We start from the raw sequence: 16,626 nt of genomic DNA on the forward strand, positions 1-16,626 counted from the left end.
TCGTGGCCCCAGCGGCCCCAGCGGCCTCGACAGTCCCGCCAACCCCGCCAGCCCCGCCAGTCCTGCCAGTCCTGCCAGTCCTAGCAGTCCCTCCAGTCCCCCTAGTCCCAGCGGTCCCAGCGGTCCCAGCGGTCCCAGCGGTCCCAGCGGTCCCAGCGGTCCCAGCGGTCCCAGCGGTCCCAGCGGTCCCAGCGGTCCCAGCGGTCCCAGCGGTCCCAGCGGTCCCAGCGACGGAGGCTGCCACGGCGGCGGCCATCGAGCCTCGGTTCTCCTGGCCGCTGTCGCCGGTGCCGCAGGTGACCAGGCCGTTCGAGCCGCCGGCGACGCCATACGGCCCGGGCCATCGCGGTGTCGACCTCGCGGCCGCGCCGGGGCAGCAGGTCCTCGCGGCGGGCACAGGTGTCGTGGTGTTCGCCGGTCAGGTGGCCGGCCAGGGCGTGGTTTCGGTCGACCACGACGGCGGCCTGCGCACGACGTACGAGCCGGTCAGTCCCACGGTGCCGATCGGCACGCAGGTGTTCATCGGGCAACCGATCGCCACCGTGAACCCGGGCCATCCCGGCTGTACGGTCGCCGCCTGCCTGCACTGGGGCGTCCGCCGGGGTGAGGAGTATTTGAACCCGCTGGCGCTGATCCGCACGGAGTCGGTGATCAGGTTGAAGCCCTGGACGCCGCCTTAGTAGCTGCTGCTACCCGGTGAGCCGGGACCGCAACCGGAGCACGGCCCGCGTGTGCAGCTGGCTGACGCGCGATTCGGTGACACCAAGGACCTTGCCGATCTCCGCGAGGGTGAGGCTCTCGAAGTAGTAGAGGCTGACCACGATCCGGTCGCGCTCGGTGAGCTGGGCGATGGCCTCGGCCAGCTGCCGCCGGTTGTCGCGGTCGACCAGCACGGCGACGGGGTCCACGGCGTCGTCGTCGGGCAGCGTGTCGACGAGGGACCCGCTGTCCTTCCCGGCCGCGACAAGGTCCTCGAGCGCGACGACGCTGGTCAGCCGCAACTGGCCGTACAGGTCGCGCAACTCGTCAACGCCGATGCCGAGTTCCTCGGCCAGCTCGGTGTCGGTCGGCGTGCGGTGCAACCGTGCGCCTAGTCGTTCCAGCGCACGCTCGGCTTCCCGGAGCCGGCTGCGCACTACCCGGGGCACCCAGTCCTGTGATCGGAGGTCGTCGAGGATCGCACCACGGATGCGCTGCATCGCGTAGGTCTCGAACCGCCAGCCGCGCTCGAGATCGAACTTCTCGATCGCGTCGATCAGCCCGAAGATGCCAGACTGAACGAGGTCACCGACGTCGACATGGGTGGGCAACCCGGTCCCCACCCGCCCGGCGACGTACTTGACCAGCGGTGCGTAGTGCAGCACCAGCCGCTCGCGCAACCGTTGGTTCGGCCCCGCCTGAAACTCCCGCCAAAGCGCGTTGATGGCGGCGTCCACCTCGTTGACTGCGCCATCTCCGCCAGCCACACCCCCAGCAAGGCCCCGCTCGCCATTCGACGAGCCACCGCCGCCGGCGATCCCAGCCCTCGCCGCAGCCGCATCCCCAGCAAGACCACGACCACCGCTAGGCGAGCCATCGCGCTCAGCGACCCCAGCCCCCGCCACAGACGCATCCTCAGCAAAACTGCCACCACCGGGCGAGCCACCACGCCCCGCGACCCCGGCCCCCATCACAGCCGCATCCCCAGCAAGACCGCGATCTCCCTTGGGCGAGCCACCGCTCTCAGCGGTGAGCGTCGAGCCCGCTGCGGGCACGTGGTCTCCACTCACGCGCAGGGCGTCCTCACCGCTGGATGTGTCGTCCGCGCCGAGCGCACTGTCGGCGCCAGACGTGCCAACGCGCCCCGCGAACGGCGCCTCCCCGCTGCATTCGTCGCGTCCTGCGGGCGCACGGTCATGGCCGGGCGGGGCGTCCTCGGCGAGCCCGGCGCAGTCCCCAGTGAGCGTGACGTCCCTGTCGCGCGCGTTGTCCTCGGCGGGCCCGGCGTTGTCTGGGACGAGCGTGGCCTCCCCGGCGGGGACATCGTGGCCGGTGAGGGTGACGTCCCCGGTGGGCGTGCGCCCGCTGGGGAGCATGTCGCCGCGATCGGGGGCGCTGTCCGCTGTAGTCGGTGCGGGTGCGGCCTTGGGGTCAGCGGCATGTGTGCGACCGTTGGCGACCGCCGGATCGGCCCCGTCGGCACCCTCGTCGGTCTGGTGGACACCGCTCTGGCGCTGAGCTGAACGAGTGGCGTCAGCGGGTACACCGACCTGGCCGTTCGGGCGGGCTTCCGAACGGTTCGTGTCGGTGAATCGCAGGTCGGCCTTCACGCGACGGCCGCTCTCGGCAACGGGCTCAGTTCGGTCTCCGGGCTCATGTCTGGTCGGTGATGGTGAGGGCGGTCCCGCTGGTCCGCCCCGGCCGGGTCCCGAGGTCATCGGGCGCGGGGGTGGGCTCGGTCATGTATCGCCTTCAGCCGCTCGACTGTCACGTGAGTGTAGAGCTGCGTCGTGGCCAGCGTAGCGTGACCGAGCAGTTCCTGAACGCTGCGAAGATCCGCCCCACCCTCAAGCAGGTGGGTTGCCGCGGTATGCCGCAGCCCGTGCGGGCCCATGTCAGCGGCGCCCGGCACCGAGCCGACGGCGTCGTGAACCACCCGCCGCACGGCGCGCGGATCCAGCCGGCCGCCACGAACTCCCAGGAACAGCGCGGAAGAGCTCACCTTGCCGGCCTGCCCGACGATCACCGGACGCCCGCCGGCCAACCACGACCGCAACGCGCGTTCGGCCGGCACGCCGAACGGCACGACGCGTTCCTTGCCGCCCTTGCCGAGGACCCGCACGACCCGCCTGCCGAAGTCCACGTCGCCGATGTCCAGGCCACACAGCTCCGACACGCGGACACCAGTCGCGTAGAGCAACTCCAGGACAGCGTTGTCCCGCAGACCTTCCGGGTCCAACTCGGCCGCACCGGCATTCGAGGCCCGCAGCACCTCGCCCGCCTCGTCCGGCCGGAGCACCGCGGGCAAGGTGCGGTGCGTTCGCGGTGACACCAACCTCGCGCCCGGGTCGACCTCCAGCGCCCCCTGCCGTCGCGCCCAGGCCGTGAAGGTCCGCGCGGCCGCCGAGCGGCGAGCCAGGGTGGTACGGCTGGCGCCGCTGCCATGCTGGTGGGCAAGCCAGGCGCGAAGCACCACCACGTCCAGCCCAGCCAGGGCGGCGCGATTGTCGTCGGCCCCGTAGTCACGGTGCAGGAAACCGAGAAGCGAGACAATGTCACCGACGTAGGCGCGGATCGTGTGCTCGGACAGCCCCCGCTCCAGCCGCAGATGCCGCTCGAAGTCGTCCAGCAACCCTGCCGCGGCCGCCGGCAGCGCATCCCGAACCTGCCGGAGGTCGATCCGGCTCTCGTCGTCCTTTCGTGCCGCCATGGCTACCCGCGCGCCTTCTCGCCGTCGCCTGAAGGCTCCGCGACCCGCCACACGACGGAGTTAAGAGTGCGCAGAGCGTACACGCGTTCACCCATCGAGCGCTCCCCATGAACCACCCTCATGGGTACTCACGCTGGGCGAATATCGCCCGATGGTCAAGCATCGCCACACCGGATCACCTACCGATCGCGTCACCTCCTCGCATTGCCCCGGACAGCGTCCCGACGCTAGGCGCTTGCCTGGGATTTCCTGACATCGCGACCTTCCTGCCAGCCGCCTTCGCCGGACCGCGCCAAACCATCGAGTTCGAGCGCGGGCAGCACCGCTCGCACCCGCAGCACGGGCACTCCGGACTCCATCGCGATCTGCTCGGCCGACTTGCCGCGACTTCGCTCCAGCGCCTCGTGCACCCGGAGCGCGTCCTGCCCGAGACCGTCAGTACGGCGCTTGGGCCGGACCCGCTCAGCCGTGTGTGTGCCCAGCTTGCCGACGATCTCGACCACGTCATCGACCGAACCGACTAGCAACGCGGTGGAGTTCCGGATGAGGTCATGGCAGCCTTCCGACGTCGCGGAGTCGATCGGCCCCGGAACGGCCATCACGATCTTGCCGAGCGAGATAGCGGTCGACGCGGTGTTACGTGCTCCACTCCGGCGGCCCGCCTCGACGACGACGGTGCCCTCGCTCAGCGCGGCGATCAGGCGGTTGCGGATGAGGAATCGGTGGCGTGCCGGCTGAGTTCCCGGCGGATACTCACTGACAACGAGGCCGCCTTGTTCGACGACCCTCTTCAGCAGAGCGACGTGCCCCTTTGGATACTCGAAGTCCAAGGCACACCCTTTCAGTGCCACGGTCAGGCCGTCGGCGGCGAGCGCTCCGCGGTGTGCGGCACCGTCGATGCCGTAGGCCGCACCGGAGACGACGGACAGTTCGCGTCTGGACAGGTGGTAGGCGAACTCCCCGGCGACAGTTTCGCCGTAACGACTCGATGCCCGGGCTCCGACGATCGAGACCGCCGCCTCGACGGCTTCGTCCAGGCGGGCATCGCCGTGCACCCAGAGAGCGAGCGGGACCACGCCGTTCTCCACTCCGCGCTGACCTGCGATCTCTAGGCAATGCAGTGGCCACGCCGGCCACTCGTCGTCCTCCGGGATGACCAGGCGAGCTCCTAGGCGCTCCCCCGCTTCGAGATCTGCTTCCGCCCGATCGATCGATCGCCGGGCCGCCGTTTCGTCGGCAACGCGCGGCGGACACCGGCCCTCTTTGACCGCGTTTGCCGCGGCGATCGGCCCGATTTCCTTGACGAAGCTGGCCAGCGCGGCCGCCGGTGGTTCGGCGACCCGCAGCAGATAGGCCCGCGCGAGGCGCTCTTCGGTCATCGGCATGCTCGCCTCCTTGTGCCGGAGGCAGCCACCGGACGGCCCGGCGCGGGAGTCCAGGACGGTGCGACGGGAGGAATCCCGAGCGAGCAGCGCGTCGAGGGGACTTCGTTGCTCTGTAAGAAAGTGCGGCACTGGAGCTGCGGTGCAGAGGTGATGCGCGAGCTGCGCGGGCGGGCGGTGGGAGCGTGGGATGTCGGCCTGGGGCGACAGCCGAGGGGCAGGTGGGGAGAGTTCATCTGGTTGTCCTGTAACGAATAGTGGTATCGGGCTGGGATCTGGGGCGCGCGACAGCGGGTGGTGGCAGGGCCGGTGTCGGAGTCATGCGGTGTTCCGGTCTCGGAACATCAGGGCGGCGGCCACCGGGGCGGGCGGGGTTCGAGGAAGGCAGGGCGCTCGCGCACCGGGAACGTCGTACGCGGAGCGCGCTGCGGGAAACCAGCGCAAGACGGCCGAGGAGCGGGTGGGAAGAGCTCGCCTCGGTGCCCTCTGCAAGGAGGGCCGCACCAGGGCGGGGACCTGAGGCGCGGCACAGCGGCCGGGGCGGCGGACAAGGGGCGGAGTCATCTGGCGCTCCGGTCCCGGAATTCCAGGGCGGCGGCAGCGTGGGCGCCGCTGGGTTCGGGGGAAGGCAGGACGCTCCCGCACCGGGAACCCCATACGGGAGTGTGCTGCAGGGAATCCTGCGGGACGACGACCCGGAAGCAGCTGAGAAAGCTGCCTCGCTGCCCTGTGAAGGCGCCGCACCTGGGCTGGGGCCTGAGGCGTGCCGCAACCGCCGGGGCGGCGGACGGGGATCGGAGTTCATGCGGTGCTCCGGTCCTGGAATTCCAAGGCGGTGGCCACGTGGGCGGGCGGGGTTCGAGGAAGGCAGGGCGCTCGCGCACTGGGAACGCAGGACGCGGAGCGCGCGCTGGGGGAAACCACCGCAAGATCGAGGCCAAGAAGGGGCCGGGAAAGCTGGCCGGGCGCTCTGTGAGGACATGCGGCACCGGGATGAGACCTGAGGCGTGCCACGACGGCGAGGGCGGCGGACAAGCGTGAGCGTCGTGCAGCGCTCCGGTTCCGGAACGTCAGGGCGGTGGCCAACGGGGCGAGTTGGGCTCCAGGACGGCAGGACGCTCACGCCGGGAGTGCCGTACGCGGAGGCTGCGGGAATCACTGCAGGACGGCCGGGAAGCGACTGCGGAGAGTTGGCTTCGGTGCCCTCGGTGAGAAGGCGCCACAGCGCCACGGCGGGCGGGCGACAGACAGGAGTCGGAGTCATGCGGCGCTCCGGCTGCGGAACGTCAGGGCGGTGGCCAACGAGGCGAGCTGGGCTCCAGGAAGGAACGATGCTCTCGCGCTGGGAACCCCACACGCGGAAGCTGCGGGAAGCACCGCAGGATGGCCGGGAAGCGGCTGGGGAAGGTGGCCTCGGTGCCCTCGGTGGGAAGGTGCTGCGGCGCGACGGCGGCGGCTGCGGCGGACAGGGGGCGGGGTCATGCGGCGGTCCGGTCGCGGAATTCCAGGGCGGCGGCGACGTGGTCGGCGCTGGGCTCGGGGAGGTTGAACAGGTCGGCGAGCGTCCAGGAGACGCGTAGGCACCGGTCGGCGCCGCGGGCGGTTAGGTGGCCTTGGTGGAGGCTGCGGTCCAGCAGGGCGGTGGCGCGGGACGGCAGCGGGAACTGGCGGCGGAGGACCGGGCCGGGGACTTCGGCGTTGGTGCGCCAGCCGTGGGTGGACCAGCGGGCGGCGGCACGCTCCCGGGCGGCCATGACGCGGTCGCGCACGACAGCCGTGGGTTCCGGGGATTCTTCGGTGTGGCTGGTCATGGCGGTGATCGGGCGCATCCGGACCTGGATGTCCACCCGGTCCACCAGCGGGCCCGAGAGCCTGTTCCGGTAGCGGCGGATGGCCGTCGGAGTGCAGGTGCATTCCGTCTCGCGTGGCGGCGCGCACGGGCACGGGTTCGTGGCGAGGACGAGCTGAAAACGTGCCGGGTAGCGAACCGAGCCCTTGGACCGGGCAATCCGGACCTCGCCGTCTTCGAGTGCCGTGCGCAGCGAGTCCAAGGCCGCACCCGAGAATTCACAAGCCTCATCGAGGAGCAAAACGCCGCAATGGGCACGGCTGATCAGGCCCGGACTGGCCAGACCACTCCCGCCACCGATGAGGGCGGCGACGGACACCGAGTGATGCGGCGCCACGAACGGCGGCACTGTGACCAGCGGCGATGCCTGCGACAGCGAGCCGTGCACGGAGTGCACCGCGGTGACTTCGAGGGCTTCCTCGGTGGACAACCTGGGCAGCAGGCCCGGCAGGCGCTTCGCGAGCATCGTCTTGCCGACGCCCGGCGGCCCTGTGAACAGCAGGTGATGACCGCCGGCGGCCGCGACCTCGAGGGCCCAGCGAGCCTCGGGCTGGCCGACCACATCGACGAGGTCTGGCACCTTCGGTGGCGCGCTCTCGGCCGCGGTCTCCGGCCTGACCAGAGAGGCCTCCCCCTTCAGCCAGGCGACGACATCCGCGAGGCAAGCCGCGCCGAAGACGTCGAGACCCTCGACGAGGACGGCCTCGAACAAGGACTGTTCCGGCACCACTGCTCGCTTCATCCCAGCGTTCCGCGCCGCGATCAGCCCGGGCAGCACACCCCGGATCTCGCGGACGCGCCCGTCGAGCGAGAGCTCACCGAGTAGCACCGTGCCGGGCAGCCTGGTCGCGGGGACGCTGTTCGCCGCCGCGAGGACGGCGACCGCGATCGCGAGATCGTACCCCGAGCCCAGCTTCGGCAGATTCGCCGGTGACAGCCCGAGGGTCAGCTTCTCCCCCGGCCACTGCTGCCCGGAGTTCCGGACCGCGGAGCGGACCCTGTCCTTGGCTTCGCGCAACCCCGCGTCGGGCAGCCCGACGAGCTTCGTGCTCGGCAGGCCGCCACCCAGGTCGGCCTCCACCTCGATGACCCGGCCGTCGATCCCGAGCACGGCGACCGACCAGGTGTGTCCGATCGCCATCACGACACCGCCGGGCGGTGGTGGGCGCGGGCCATCAGAAGGCCGCCGGAAAATGCTTGAGCTGAAGCTCGCCGCCGGGGCTGACGAGCACCGAGACCACGTCGAACCGGATCGGGCACCAGGGCACCCGGCGATCGCGCAGCCAGTGACTGGTGATCCGGCGGATGCGGGCGATCTTCTCCCCGGTCACGGCCTCACCCGGATCGCCGAAGTCCAGCCCGGCTCTGGTCTTGACCTCGCAGACGATGACCGAGCGATAGTCGGTGGCCACGATGTCGAGCTCGCCCTCGCGGCAGCGCCAGTTCCGGTCCAGCACCACGAGACCGAGCGATTCCAGGTGCTGAGCGGCCTGCTCCTCACCTCGCCGGCCGAGCGCCAGATGGGCCGCTTCCGGCCGTGCCACAGTGTCCGTCACTGTTACCCCCAGTGGTCGAATCCTTACCGTCAGAAAGACGGTGCCAGGTTCGACGCGGGGCGCGCCAGCACGAATCAGGTCAGCTGTGGATAACCCACCCGTTGTGGATAAACAGCCCGGATCAGCCCGAGAACGGACCGTCCTCGGGCAGCCGGAGGTCGGGTTTCTCCAGCTCTTCGACGTTGACGTCCTTGAACGTGATGACGCGGACGTTCTTCACGAACCGCGCCGGGCGGTACATGTCCCACACCCAGGCGTCCGACATCCGCACCTCGAAGTAGACCTCGCCGCCGCCGTCGCGGACCTGCACGTCGACCGCGTTGGCCAGGTAGAACCGCCGCTCGGTCTCCACCACGTACGAGAACTGGCTGACGATGTCGCGGTACTCCCGGTACAGCGACAACTCCATCTCGGTCTCGTACTTCTCGAGATCCTCTGCGCTCATGAAATCCGCGCCCCTCCTCGCGAGCTCGACCGACTTCCGGCGGCGGAACCATCATTCTGACTCACGACGTCGTCCAGAGCACGCACCGGCGGCTCCGATCGCTCCAGCGCCGCCACGGTCAGCATCACCTTGTGCGGCGGTTGCCGCCCGTGCGCGGCGGCCGCCGTCGCCACGTTCGCGTACGACCACCGATGTACCGCACTGGGCCCGTACTCGGTGAGCGCCGCGCCGTGCTCGGTCGTGGTGTACCCCTTGTGCACGTCGAACCCATACATCGGATGCTCCCCGTGCAGGTCGGACATGATGCGGTCCCTGGTCACCTTGGCCAGCACCGACGCCGCCGCGACACAGGCCACCGCCCGATCCCCCTTGATCACCGCCAGGCTCGGCGCGGGCAGCCCCGGCACCTTGAACCCGTCGGTCAGCACGTAGCCGGGATTGGTCCGCAACCCCGTGATCGCGCGCCGCATCCCCTCGATGTTCATCACATGGATCCCCAGCAGGTCCACCTCGGCCGCCGGAATCACCACGATGGAGTAGTCCAGCGCACGCGATATCACCCGGTCGTAGACGCGGTCACGAGCCAATGCGGTGAGCAGCTTCGAATCCGTCAGCTCGGTGAGCTTCGCGGCGTCGCCGGGCTTGAGCACACACGCCGCCACCACGAGCGGACCCGCGCAGGCTCCTCGGCCCGCCTCGTCGACACCGGCGACCGGGCCCAGCCCACGCCGGTCGAGAGCGGACAACATGCCCCAGAAAAGCTCCCCGCGGACGACCGCCCGAGGTGGTCTGATCGGGTCCGCGAGCGCCGATGAGCTACCCACTGGCTATCGCTTTCGCTTGACCGCCTCGCGCACGCCGGAACCGAGCCTGCGGCTGAGCGACATCACGGGCCATGCCGCGGCGGCTCCGATCCCGAGCGGCACACCCTGCTGCCAGTCCGGCGCGCTCATGCCGAGTGCGACCGGCTGCGCGTTTTCCTGCGGGTTCGTGTCGCTCACCCCGCCCCATCGGCTGGGTGGCAGCACGATGATGCGGGCCTTGCCGATGATGTTGGCGACCGGCACGACGCCGCGCAGCCCGCCGCCGCCCTGGCAGCGCGAGTCGCATGAGTTGTTGCGGTTGTCACCCATGACCCAGACATCGCCCTCGGGCACCGTCACCGGATCGAACGTGTCCTGCCGGGGATCGGACGGGTCTTCCCAATGGATGTACGGCTCGTTGAGCGCCTTGCCGTCGACCACGACCCTGTTCTGGGCATCGCAGCATTGGACGGTTTGGCCGCCCGTGGCGATGATGCGCTTCACGAAGTCGCGCTCGTCCGGCGGTGCGAGCCCGAACACCGAGCCCACGTTCTGGAAGAACCGCACGACCGGGTTGCTGGACCGCTGCGCCGGAGCCTCGTTCTCGAGCCATGGTTCCGGGCCCTTGAACACCACGACATCACCCGGACCGGGATCGGTGAAGTCATAAGTGATCTTATCGACGAGCACCTTGTCGCCGTAGCAGCCGGTGCAGCCGTGCAGCGTGGTTTCCATCGACCCGGACGGAATCGTGTAGACCCGGGCGAAGAATTGCTGGAAAACAAAGGCGAGAACCAGTGCGACCACGATCAGAATCGGCAGCTCGACCCAGAACGAACGCTGTTTCTTGGGCTGGCGGTGCCGCCGCTTTCCTTTTGCGCCGGTATCGCTGTTTTCGCCGTTTTCGGCGCGTTCCGGCTCGTCCTCGGCAGCGCTCGAGGTCACGGGTTCAACCACGTCGCCAGGCTACTAGGGCGCCTGTCAGGACGCCGTGGGGGCTTCGCGACGCTCCTTGATCTTCGCTGCCTTGCCGCGCAGTTCGCGCAGGTAGTACAGCTTGGCGCGGCGCACGTCGCCGCGCTTGAAGATCTCGATCTTGGCGATGTTCGGCGAGTGCACCGGGAAGGTGCGCTCCACGCCGACGCCGAACGAAACCTTGCGCACGGTGAACGTCTCGCGGACGCCACCGCCCTGGCGGCGGATGACGACGCCCTGGAAGATCTGGTTGCGCTCGCGGTTTCCCTCGATAACGCGAACGTGCACCTTCAGCGTGTCACCCGGGCGGAAGTTCGGAATGTCGGAACGCAGCGACTGAGCGTCCAGGCTGTCCAGGGTGTTCATCGGGATTCCGTCCTCGTCCTTCGTCTGACTACGTGATTCCGGGCGCGGACCAGCTGGTGTGCGATCGACCCGGGGGTTCATGGGGTACGCACGCCCAGCGGCGTACCAAGTGTCGAGTATGGCAGACGCGATCGTGCCGGGCTCACCCGGCCTGCCACTGCTCCCCGCGAACACGGTCGAGCACGGCGAGATCGCGCTTGTCCAGATTACCCTCCGGCAGCCGGTCCAGCAGCTCCGGGCGACGCAGCAGGGTGCGCTCCAGCGCCTGGTCCCGCCGCCAGCGCTCGATGAGCGCGTGGTTGCCGGAGCGCAGCACCTCCGGCACGGCGAGCTCGCGCCACACCTCGGGCCGGGTGTAGCTCGGTCCTTCGAGCAGGCCGTCGGAGAACGAGTCCTGCTCCGCGGACACCGGGTTGCCCAGCACGCCGGGCAGCAGCCGGACGGTGGCCTCGACCATCACCAGCACCGCGGCCTCGCCGCCGACCAGCACGTAGTCGCCGATGGACACCTCGTCGACCGGCATCCGGCGGGCGGCGTCCTCGACGACCCGCTGGTCGATGCCCTCGTACCGGCCACAGGCGAACACCAGGTGTTCTTCCCGCGCGTACGCCCGCGCCGTCTCCTGGGTGAACGGGCGGCCGGCGGGCGTGGGCACGACGAGACGCGTCGCCTCGCCGCACACGGCGTCCAGCGCGTCGCCCCACACCTGCGGTTTCATCACCATGCCGGGGCCACCGCCGTACGGCGCGTCGTCCACGGCGCGGTGCACGTCATGCGTCCAGTCGCGCAGGTCGTGCACGCCGACCTCGATCAGGCCGCGCTCGATGGCGCGGCCCAGCAGCGCGGCCCGCAGCGGGTCCAGGTACTCGGGGAAGATCGTGACGACGTCGATCCGCATGGCGGCCTCACTCACTCGGTTTCGTCGAGCAGGCCTTCGGGCGGGTCGAGCACGACCCGGCCGGCGGCCACGTCGACGACGGGCACGATCGCCCGCACGAACGGCACCAGCACTGTCCGGCCCTCGCGGTCCAGTGTGAGCAGCTCGCCGCCGGGTGCGTGCACGATCTCCTGCACTGTGCCGACAACGGTGCCGTCGGCCAGCTCGGCGCGCAGTCCTTCGAGCTCGTGATCGTAGAACTCGTCGGGATCGTCGGACGGCGGCAGGTCCGCCGTGTCGGCGAGCAGCAGCACGCCGCGCAGCTCTTCGGCGTCGGTGCGGGAGTGGATCTCCTCGAAACTCATCAGCAGCCGCCCGCTGTGTGTGCGGGCGGCCGCGATGGTGAGCGAACGAGTGCGGCCGTCGCGGTACCGCGCGGCGAGCACGGCACCCTCGGCGAACCGTTCTTCGGGCGAATCGGTGCGCACGTCCACGGCGAGTTCGCCGCGGATTCCGTGCGCCTTCGCGATCCGCCCGACCACGACCTCCACGGTGCGGGGTTCAGCGGTCGGTGTCGACGACGTCCACCCGGACGCCGCGGCCACCGATACCGCCCATCACCGTGCGCAGCGCCGTCGCGGTGCGGCCCCCCCGGCCGATGACCTTGCCCAGGTCGTCGGGGTGGACGTGCACCTCGAGCGTGCGCCCGCGCCGCGTGGTGACCAGCTCGACCCGGACGTCGTCCGGGTTGTCGACGATCCCGCGCACCAGGTGTTCGAGAGAGTCGGCGAGGAAGCTCACGCCTCCGCCTTACCCGCCTCGTCGGCCTCGGCGGCCTTCTTCGGGGCCTTCTTCTTCGCCGTGGTGGCCTCGGTCGAGGGCTCCTCGCCGGCCGCGGCCAGCGCAGCGTTGAACAGGTCCTGCTTCGACGGCTTCGGCTCGCGCACCTTCAGCGTGCCCTCGGCACCCGGCAGGCCCTTGTGCTTCTGCCAGTCCCCGGTGATCTCGAGGATGCGCTGCACCGGCTCGGTCGGCAGCGCGCCGACACCCAGCCAGTACTGGGCCCGCTCGGAGTCGACCTCGATGAAGCTCGGGTCCTCCTTGGGGTGGTACTTGCCGATCGTCTCGATGGCCTTGCCATCGCGGCGGGTGCGTGCGTCGGCGACGACGATGCGGTAGTACGGCGCGCGAATCTTGCCGAGGCGCTGCAGCTTGATCTTGACGGCCACGGGTGTGGGTACTCCTTGGTTTTCTCGGTGCTCGCTGGGTGCCGGGTCACGATCCGAGTGGGGAACCGGACACGAGTACCCGAAGCTTGGGTCGCCACGGCGCGGTGAGAGGGACCGGCCGTAGCAGGCAAGCGTCAATTGTGCCAGACGTCGCTTGGCCGTGCGCTAGAGGGTCAGCACGCCCAGCGTCGTGAGCAGCAACGCCAGCGCCGGCAGGAAGTTGTTCATCTGGTGCGCGACGATCGCGCCGGGCAGGCGGCCGGTGAAAAGCCGGGCCAGGCCGATCGGCACCGCGATCACGAGCAGGAGCGTCGTGCGCAGCGGTTCGAGGTGGCTGACCGCGAACACGGCCGTGGACAGCAGGAACGCCGCGAGCCTTGTCCACCGCTCACTGCCCCAGGGCAGCCGCTCGACCGCACCCCACAGCAGGCCGCGATAGATGATCTCCTCGCAGACCGGGCCGAGCAGCCAGAGGTAGACGAACATGATGATGGCGGCGGTTACCGACATCGGCTGGTTCTCGACCAGCGCGCCGATCGCCGAACCCGCGTTGTGCTCGCCCACGGCCTCGGTCCAGATGAACGCGCTGATCGTGGTCAGCACGAGACCGAGCAGGCCAAACTTGAAGCCGATCCGGATGTCCGCCCAGTGCCATTCGAAGCGCAGGTCGATCCGCGGGCCGTTGCCGCGCACGACCGTGAAGAGCACCGCGACCAGCGCGGCGAGCACGGTCGGGATGATCGTGCCGAGCAGGACGTCACGGACGGGAATGGGCTGCCCCGCGCTGACCGGGCCGAGCAGCACGCTGAGGAACGCGGCCGAGGCCAGCAGGACGGCCTCGACGACGAGGAACGCGCCGAACCCCCAACGGTGCTCCGGCGCCGTCACCGAGTCCGGCAGGCCGATCGAGTCGAGTGGCTCGTCCGGCTGAGTCGTCGTCACCCGCTGCCTCCATCCCATCCGGCCGAACCACTGCCCGAGCCTAGTCGCCACGGTGGCCGCCGTTCAGGTGAACAACGGCGATGCCGGGGGCGGTTCGGTGGCGGCGTGCGCGACGAGACCCAGGCACGCTCCCCCATTCACGCTGCCCAGGCTAGGTGGCGCCGTGCGATCGGGCGAACCCGGGCGGTGAGCGGTCAGCGGAAAACGGCCCCACCCAGCAGGATGTGGCGCGGATCGCGCAGCACCGACAGGTCCTCGCGCGGGTCGCTGTCGAAGACGAGCAGGTCCGCCGGAGCGCCTTCGGTCAGCGACGGGTGCCCCAGCCACTCGCGAGCGGACCACGAGCCGGCGGCGAGGGCCTCGGTGCGGGACATGCCCGCCCGCCACAGCGCCTCGATCTCGTCGACCAGCCGGCCGTGCGCGATCATCCCGCCCGCGTCGCTGCCAGCGTAGATCGCGACGCCCGCCGACAGCGCCGACGCGATCATGTCCCGCACGCCGGCGTGTAAAGCCCGCATGTGTGCGGCATAGACCGGGTACTTGGTCGCCTTCTCGGCGATACCGGGGAAGTTCTCGATGTTGATCAACGTCGGAACGAGCGCGGTACCGCGGCGGGCCATCTCCGCGAGCAGCTCCGGCGACAAGCCCGTGCCGTGCTCCAGGCAGTCGATGCCCGCGTTGATCAGGCCCGGCAGCGCGTCCTCGCCGAAGACGTGCGCCGTCACGCGCACCCCCGCCGCGTGGGCGACCTTGACCGCCTCCGCCAGCGCGTCGTCCGGCCAGAGCGGCGCCAGATCGCCGGTCGAGCGGTCGATCCAGTCGCCGACCAGCTTGACCCAGCCGTCACCGTCGGCGGCCTGCTCGGCGACCGCGTCGGGCAGTTCGTCCGGGGACCCCAGATCGATGCCCAGGCCGGGGATGTACCGCTTGGGCAGCGCGAGATGCCGGCCGCAGCGGATCATCCGCGGCAGGTCGGCACGGTCCTGCAACGCGCGCGTGTCGATCGGCTGGCCACAGTCGCGGATCAGGAGCGTGCCCGCGTCGCGGTCCTGCATCGCCTGCGCGATCGCCTCGTCCACTGTGGACGGACCATGCACGCCGATCGCGGGGTGACAGTGCGCATCCACCAGACCGGGTACCAGAAACCCTTCGGTGACAAGAGTTTCCGCGCCGTCAACGGGCTCGAACGTCAACTGCCCGTCATCGATCCAGAGGTCCCGCACCTCGTCACCGGGCAGGACCACACCACGCAGGTGCATCACTTGTTCTTCGGCAGCTTGAACTTCGACGGGTCGAAGCCGGGCACGTCGTTCATCCCGCCGCCCAGCTGGGAAAGATCCGGCATGCCACCACCGGCGCCGCCGGGCGGGAGCATCGGCATCCCGGCCGGGAACCCGCCGCGCACCTTCGGCTGCGTCGGGCCGCGCCCCTTGCCCTTCTTCCCCTTCTTGCCCTTGCGGCTCTTGGTGGCGCTGCCACCGCCGAAGCCGAACCGGCCCGCCATCTGCTGCATCATCTTGCGGGCCTCGAAGAACCGGTTCACCAGGTCGTTGACCTCGCGTACGGCAACGCCGGAACCCGTGGCGATGCGCGCGCGCCGGGACCCGTTGATGATCTTCGGGTTCTCGCGCTCGGCCGGGGTCATGCCGCGGATGATCGCCTGCAGCCGGTCGAGTTGCTTGTCGTCGACCTGGGCCAGCTGGTCCTTCATCTGCCCGGCGCCCGGCAGCATGCCGAGCAGGTTGCCGATCGGGCCCATCTTCCGGACCGCGAGCATCTGCTCGAGGAAGTCCTCCAGGGTGAGCTCGCCGGTGCCGAGCTTCGCCGCGGCCTTCTCGGCCTGCTCCTGGTCGAAGGCCTGCTCGGCCTGCTCGATCAGGGTGAGCAGGTCGCCCATGCCGAGGATCCGGCTGGCCATCCGGTCCGGGTGGAAGGTGTCGAAGTCCTCGAGCTTCTCGCCGTTGGACGCGAAGAGGATCGGCTGACCGGTGACCTGGCGGACCGACAACGCGGCACCACCGCGCGCGTCGCCGTCGAGTTTGGTGAGCACCACGCCGGAGAAGCCGACGCCGTCGCGGAAGGCCTCCGCGGTGTTCACCGCGTCCTGGCCGATCATCGCGTCGACGACGAACAGTGTCTCGTCCGGATTGACCGCGTCACGGATGTCGGCGGCCTGCTTCATCAGCTCCTCGTCGACACCCAGCCGGCCGGCGGTGTCGACGATGACGACGTCGTGCTGGGCGTGCTTGGCCTCGTCGATACCGCGGCGGGAGACGTCGACCGGGTCACCGACGCCGTTCCCCGGTTCGGGGGCGAACACCGCGACCCCGGCGCGCTCGCCGACCACCTGGAGCTGGGTGACGGCGTTGGGGCGCTGGAGGTCGGCGGCGATCAGCAGCGGCGCGTGGCCCTGCTTCTTCAGCCACATCGCGAGCTTGCCGGCGAGCGTCGTCTTACCGGAACCCTGCAGACCGGCGAGCATGATCACGGTCGGCGGGTTCTTGGCCAGGTTGAGCCGCCGGGTCTCGCCGCCGAGGATCGCGACGAGCTCCTCGTCGACGATCTTGATGACCTGCTGCGCGGGGTTGAGGGCACCCGAGACCTCGGCACCCTTCGCGCGCTGCTTGATCTGTGCGATGAACTCCCGCACGACGGGCAGCGCGACGTCGGCCTCCAGCAGCGCGATGCGGATCTCGCGCGCGGTCGCGTCGATGTCGGCGTCGGTCAGCTTCCCCTTGCCCCGCAGGTTCTGCAGGGCCGAGGTGAGCCTGTCGGAGAGGGTGTCGAACACGG

17 protein-coding genes are annotated in these 16,626 nt (G+C 70.1%); 1 reads left to right on the forward strand and 16 read right to left on the reverse strand.

Annotation, left to right across the window (positions count from 1 at the left end; genetic code table 11):
- Positions 1-71: 71 nt before the first annotated feature.
- A complete protein-coding gene (locus LOZ83_RS24805; RefSeq protein ID WP_374202715.1) occupies positions 72-680 on the forward strand; it encodes a M23 family metallopeptidase in 609 nt (202 codons plus the stop codon).
- Between the two features lie 9 nt (positions 681-689).
- Here LOZ83_RS24805 and LOZ83_RS24810 read toward each other — a convergent pair whose 3' ends face one another.
- The 16 genes from LOZ83_RS24810 to ffh form a co-directional block, all read right to left on the reverse strand.
- On the reverse strand, positions 690-1,466 hold the full coding sequence (locus LOZ83_RS24810; protein WP_236794350.1) for a FliA/WhiG family RNA polymerase sigma factor: 777 nt from the start codon (positions 1,464-1,466) through the stop codon (positions 690-692).
- 947 nt (positions 1,467-2,413) lie between these two features.
- Complete coding sequence (locus tag LOZ83_RS24815) at positions 2,414-3,409, reverse strand: tyrosine recombinase XerC (protein WP_236794022.1); 996 nt, start codon at positions 3,407-3,409, stop codon at positions 2,414-2,416.
- A gap of 227 nt (positions 3,410-3,636) precedes the next feature.
- Complete coding sequence (dprA, locus tag LOZ83_RS24820) at positions 3,637-4,794, reverse strand: DNA-processing protein DprA (protein WP_374202706.1); 1,158 nt, start codon at positions 4,792-4,794, stop codon at positions 3,637-3,639.
- A 1,475-nt stretch (positions 4,795-6,269) separates the two neighbouring features.
- Positions 6,270-7,781: a YifB family Mg chelatase-like AAA ATPase gene (locus LOZ83_RS24825; RefSeq protein ID WP_236794024.1), complete on the reverse strand. Its 1,512-nt coding sequence runs from the start codon at positions 7,779-7,781 to the stop codon at positions 6,270-6,272.
- 34 nt (positions 7,782-7,815) lie between these two features.
- Entirely contained in the window at positions 7,816-8,196 is a 381-nt protein-coding gene (locus tag LOZ83_RS24830; RefSeq protein ID WP_236794026.1) for a YraN family protein, read from the reverse strand.
- 121 nt (positions 8,197-8,317) lie between these two features.
- On the reverse strand, positions 8,318-8,641 hold the full coding sequence (locus tag LOZ83_RS24835) for a DUF2469 domain-containing protein (RefSeq protein WP_027946358.1): 324 nt from the start codon (positions 8,639-8,641) through the stop codon (positions 8,318-8,320).
- A complete protein-coding gene (locus LOZ83_RS24840) occupies positions 8,638-9,390 on the reverse strand; it encodes a ribonuclease HII (protein WP_236794028.1) in 753 nt (250 codons plus the stop codon). Before LOZ83_RS24840 ends, LOZ83_RS24835 begins: the two co-directional genes overlap by 4 nt.
- 78 nt (positions 9,391-9,468) lie before the next feature.
- On the reverse strand, positions 9,469-10,401 hold the full coding sequence (lepB, locus tag LOZ83_RS24845) for a signal peptidase I (protein ID WP_236794030.1): 933 nt from the start codon (positions 10,399-10,401) through the stop codon (positions 9,469-9,471).
- Between the two features lie 24 nt (positions 10,402-10,425).
- Positions 10,426-10,785: a 50S ribosomal protein L19 gene (gene rplS, locus LOZ83_RS24850; protein WP_236794032.1), complete on the reverse strand. Its 360-nt coding sequence runs from the start codon at positions 10,783-10,785 to the stop codon at positions 10,426-10,428.
- A 142-nt stretch (positions 10,786-10,927) separates the two neighbouring features.
- Positions 10,928-11,683, reverse strand: a complete 756-nt coding sequence (trmD, locus tag LOZ83_RS24855; RefSeq protein ID WP_236794352.1) for a tRNA (guanosine(37)-N1)-methyltransferase TrmD — start codon at positions 11,681-11,683, stop codon at positions 10,928-10,930.
- Positions 11,684-11,694: 11 nt separating this feature from the next.
- On the reverse strand, positions 11,695-12,213 hold the full coding sequence (rimM, locus tag LOZ83_RS24860) for a ribosome maturation factor RimM (RefSeq protein WP_236794034.1): 519 nt from the start codon (positions 12,211-12,213) through the stop codon (positions 11,695-11,697).
- 10 nt (positions 12,214-12,223) lie between these two features.
- Positions 12,224-12,463: an RNA-binding protein gene (locus LOZ83_RS24865; protein ID WP_236794036.1), complete on the reverse strand. Its 240-nt coding sequence runs from the start codon at positions 12,461-12,463 to the stop codon at positions 12,224-12,226.
- Positions 12,460-12,891: a 30S ribosomal protein S16 gene (rpsP, locus tag LOZ83_RS24870; protein ID WP_236794038.1), complete on the reverse strand. Its 432-nt coding sequence runs from the start codon at positions 12,889-12,891 to the stop codon at positions 12,460-12,462. Before rpsP ends, LOZ83_RS24865 begins: the two co-directional genes overlap by 4 nt.
- Positions 12,892-13,056: 165 nt before the next feature.
- Positions 13,057-13,833: a lysostaphin resistance A-like protein gene (locus LOZ83_RS24875; RefSeq protein ID WP_374202707.1), complete on the reverse strand. Its 777-nt coding sequence runs from the start codon at positions 13,831-13,833 to the stop codon at positions 13,057-13,059.
- A 194-nt stretch (positions 13,834-14,027) separates the two neighbouring features.
- A complete protein-coding gene (locus LOZ83_RS24880; protein WP_236794040.1) occupies positions 14,028-15,092 on the reverse strand; it encodes an amidohydrolase family protein in 1,065 nt (354 codons plus the stop codon).
- Positions 15,092-16,624 carry a signal recognition particle protein gene (gene ffh / locus LOZ83_RS24885; RefSeq protein ID WP_236794042.1) on the reverse strand — a complete coding sequence of 511 codons (1,533 nt, stop codon included), beginning with the start codon at positions 16,622-16,624 and terminating at the stop codon, positions 15,092-15,094. Before ffh ends, LOZ83_RS24880 begins: the two co-directional genes overlap by 1 nt.
- Positions 16,625-16,626 lie beyond the last annotated feature (2 nt).

Source organism: Amycolatopsis sp. GM8 (assembly GCF_021653975.1).
Classification (GTDB): Bacteria; Actinomycetota; Actinomycetes; order Mycobacteriales; family Pseudonocardiaceae; genus Amycolatopsis_E.

Coding starts and splice junctions, on each gene's coding strand:
- LOZ83_RS24825 (WP_236794024.1), bottom strand. CDS start 7,781: ATGGCGATCGGACACACCTGGTCGGTCGCCGTGCTCGGGATCGACGGC.
- trmD (WP_236794352.1), bottom strand. CDS start 11,683: ATGCGGATCGACGTCGTCACGATCTTCCCCGAGTACCTGGACCCGCTG.
- LOZ83_RS24880 (WP_236794040.1), bottom strand. CDS start 15,092: ATGCACCTGCGTGGTGTGGTCCTGCCCGGTGACGAGGTGCGGGACCTC.
- LOZ83_RS24835 (WP_027946358.1), bottom strand. CDS start 8,641: ATGAGCGCAGAGGATCTCGAGAAGTACGAGACCGAGATGGAGTTGTCG.
- LOZ83_RS24815 (WP_236794022.1), bottom strand. CDS start 3,409: ATGGCGGCACGAAAGGACGACGAGAGCCGGATCGACCTCCGGCAGGTT.
- dprA (WP_374202706.1), bottom strand. CDS start 4,794: ATGCCGATGACCGAAGAGCGCCTCGCGCGGGCCTATCTGCTGCGGGTC.
- rplS (WP_236794032.1), bottom strand. CDS start 10,785: ATGAACACCCTGGACAGCCTGGACGCTCAGTCGCTGCGTTCCGACATT.
- LOZ83_RS24840 (WP_236794028.1), bottom strand. CDS start 9,390: ATGTTGTCCGCTCTCGACCGGCGTGGGCTGGGCCCGGTCGCCGGTGTC.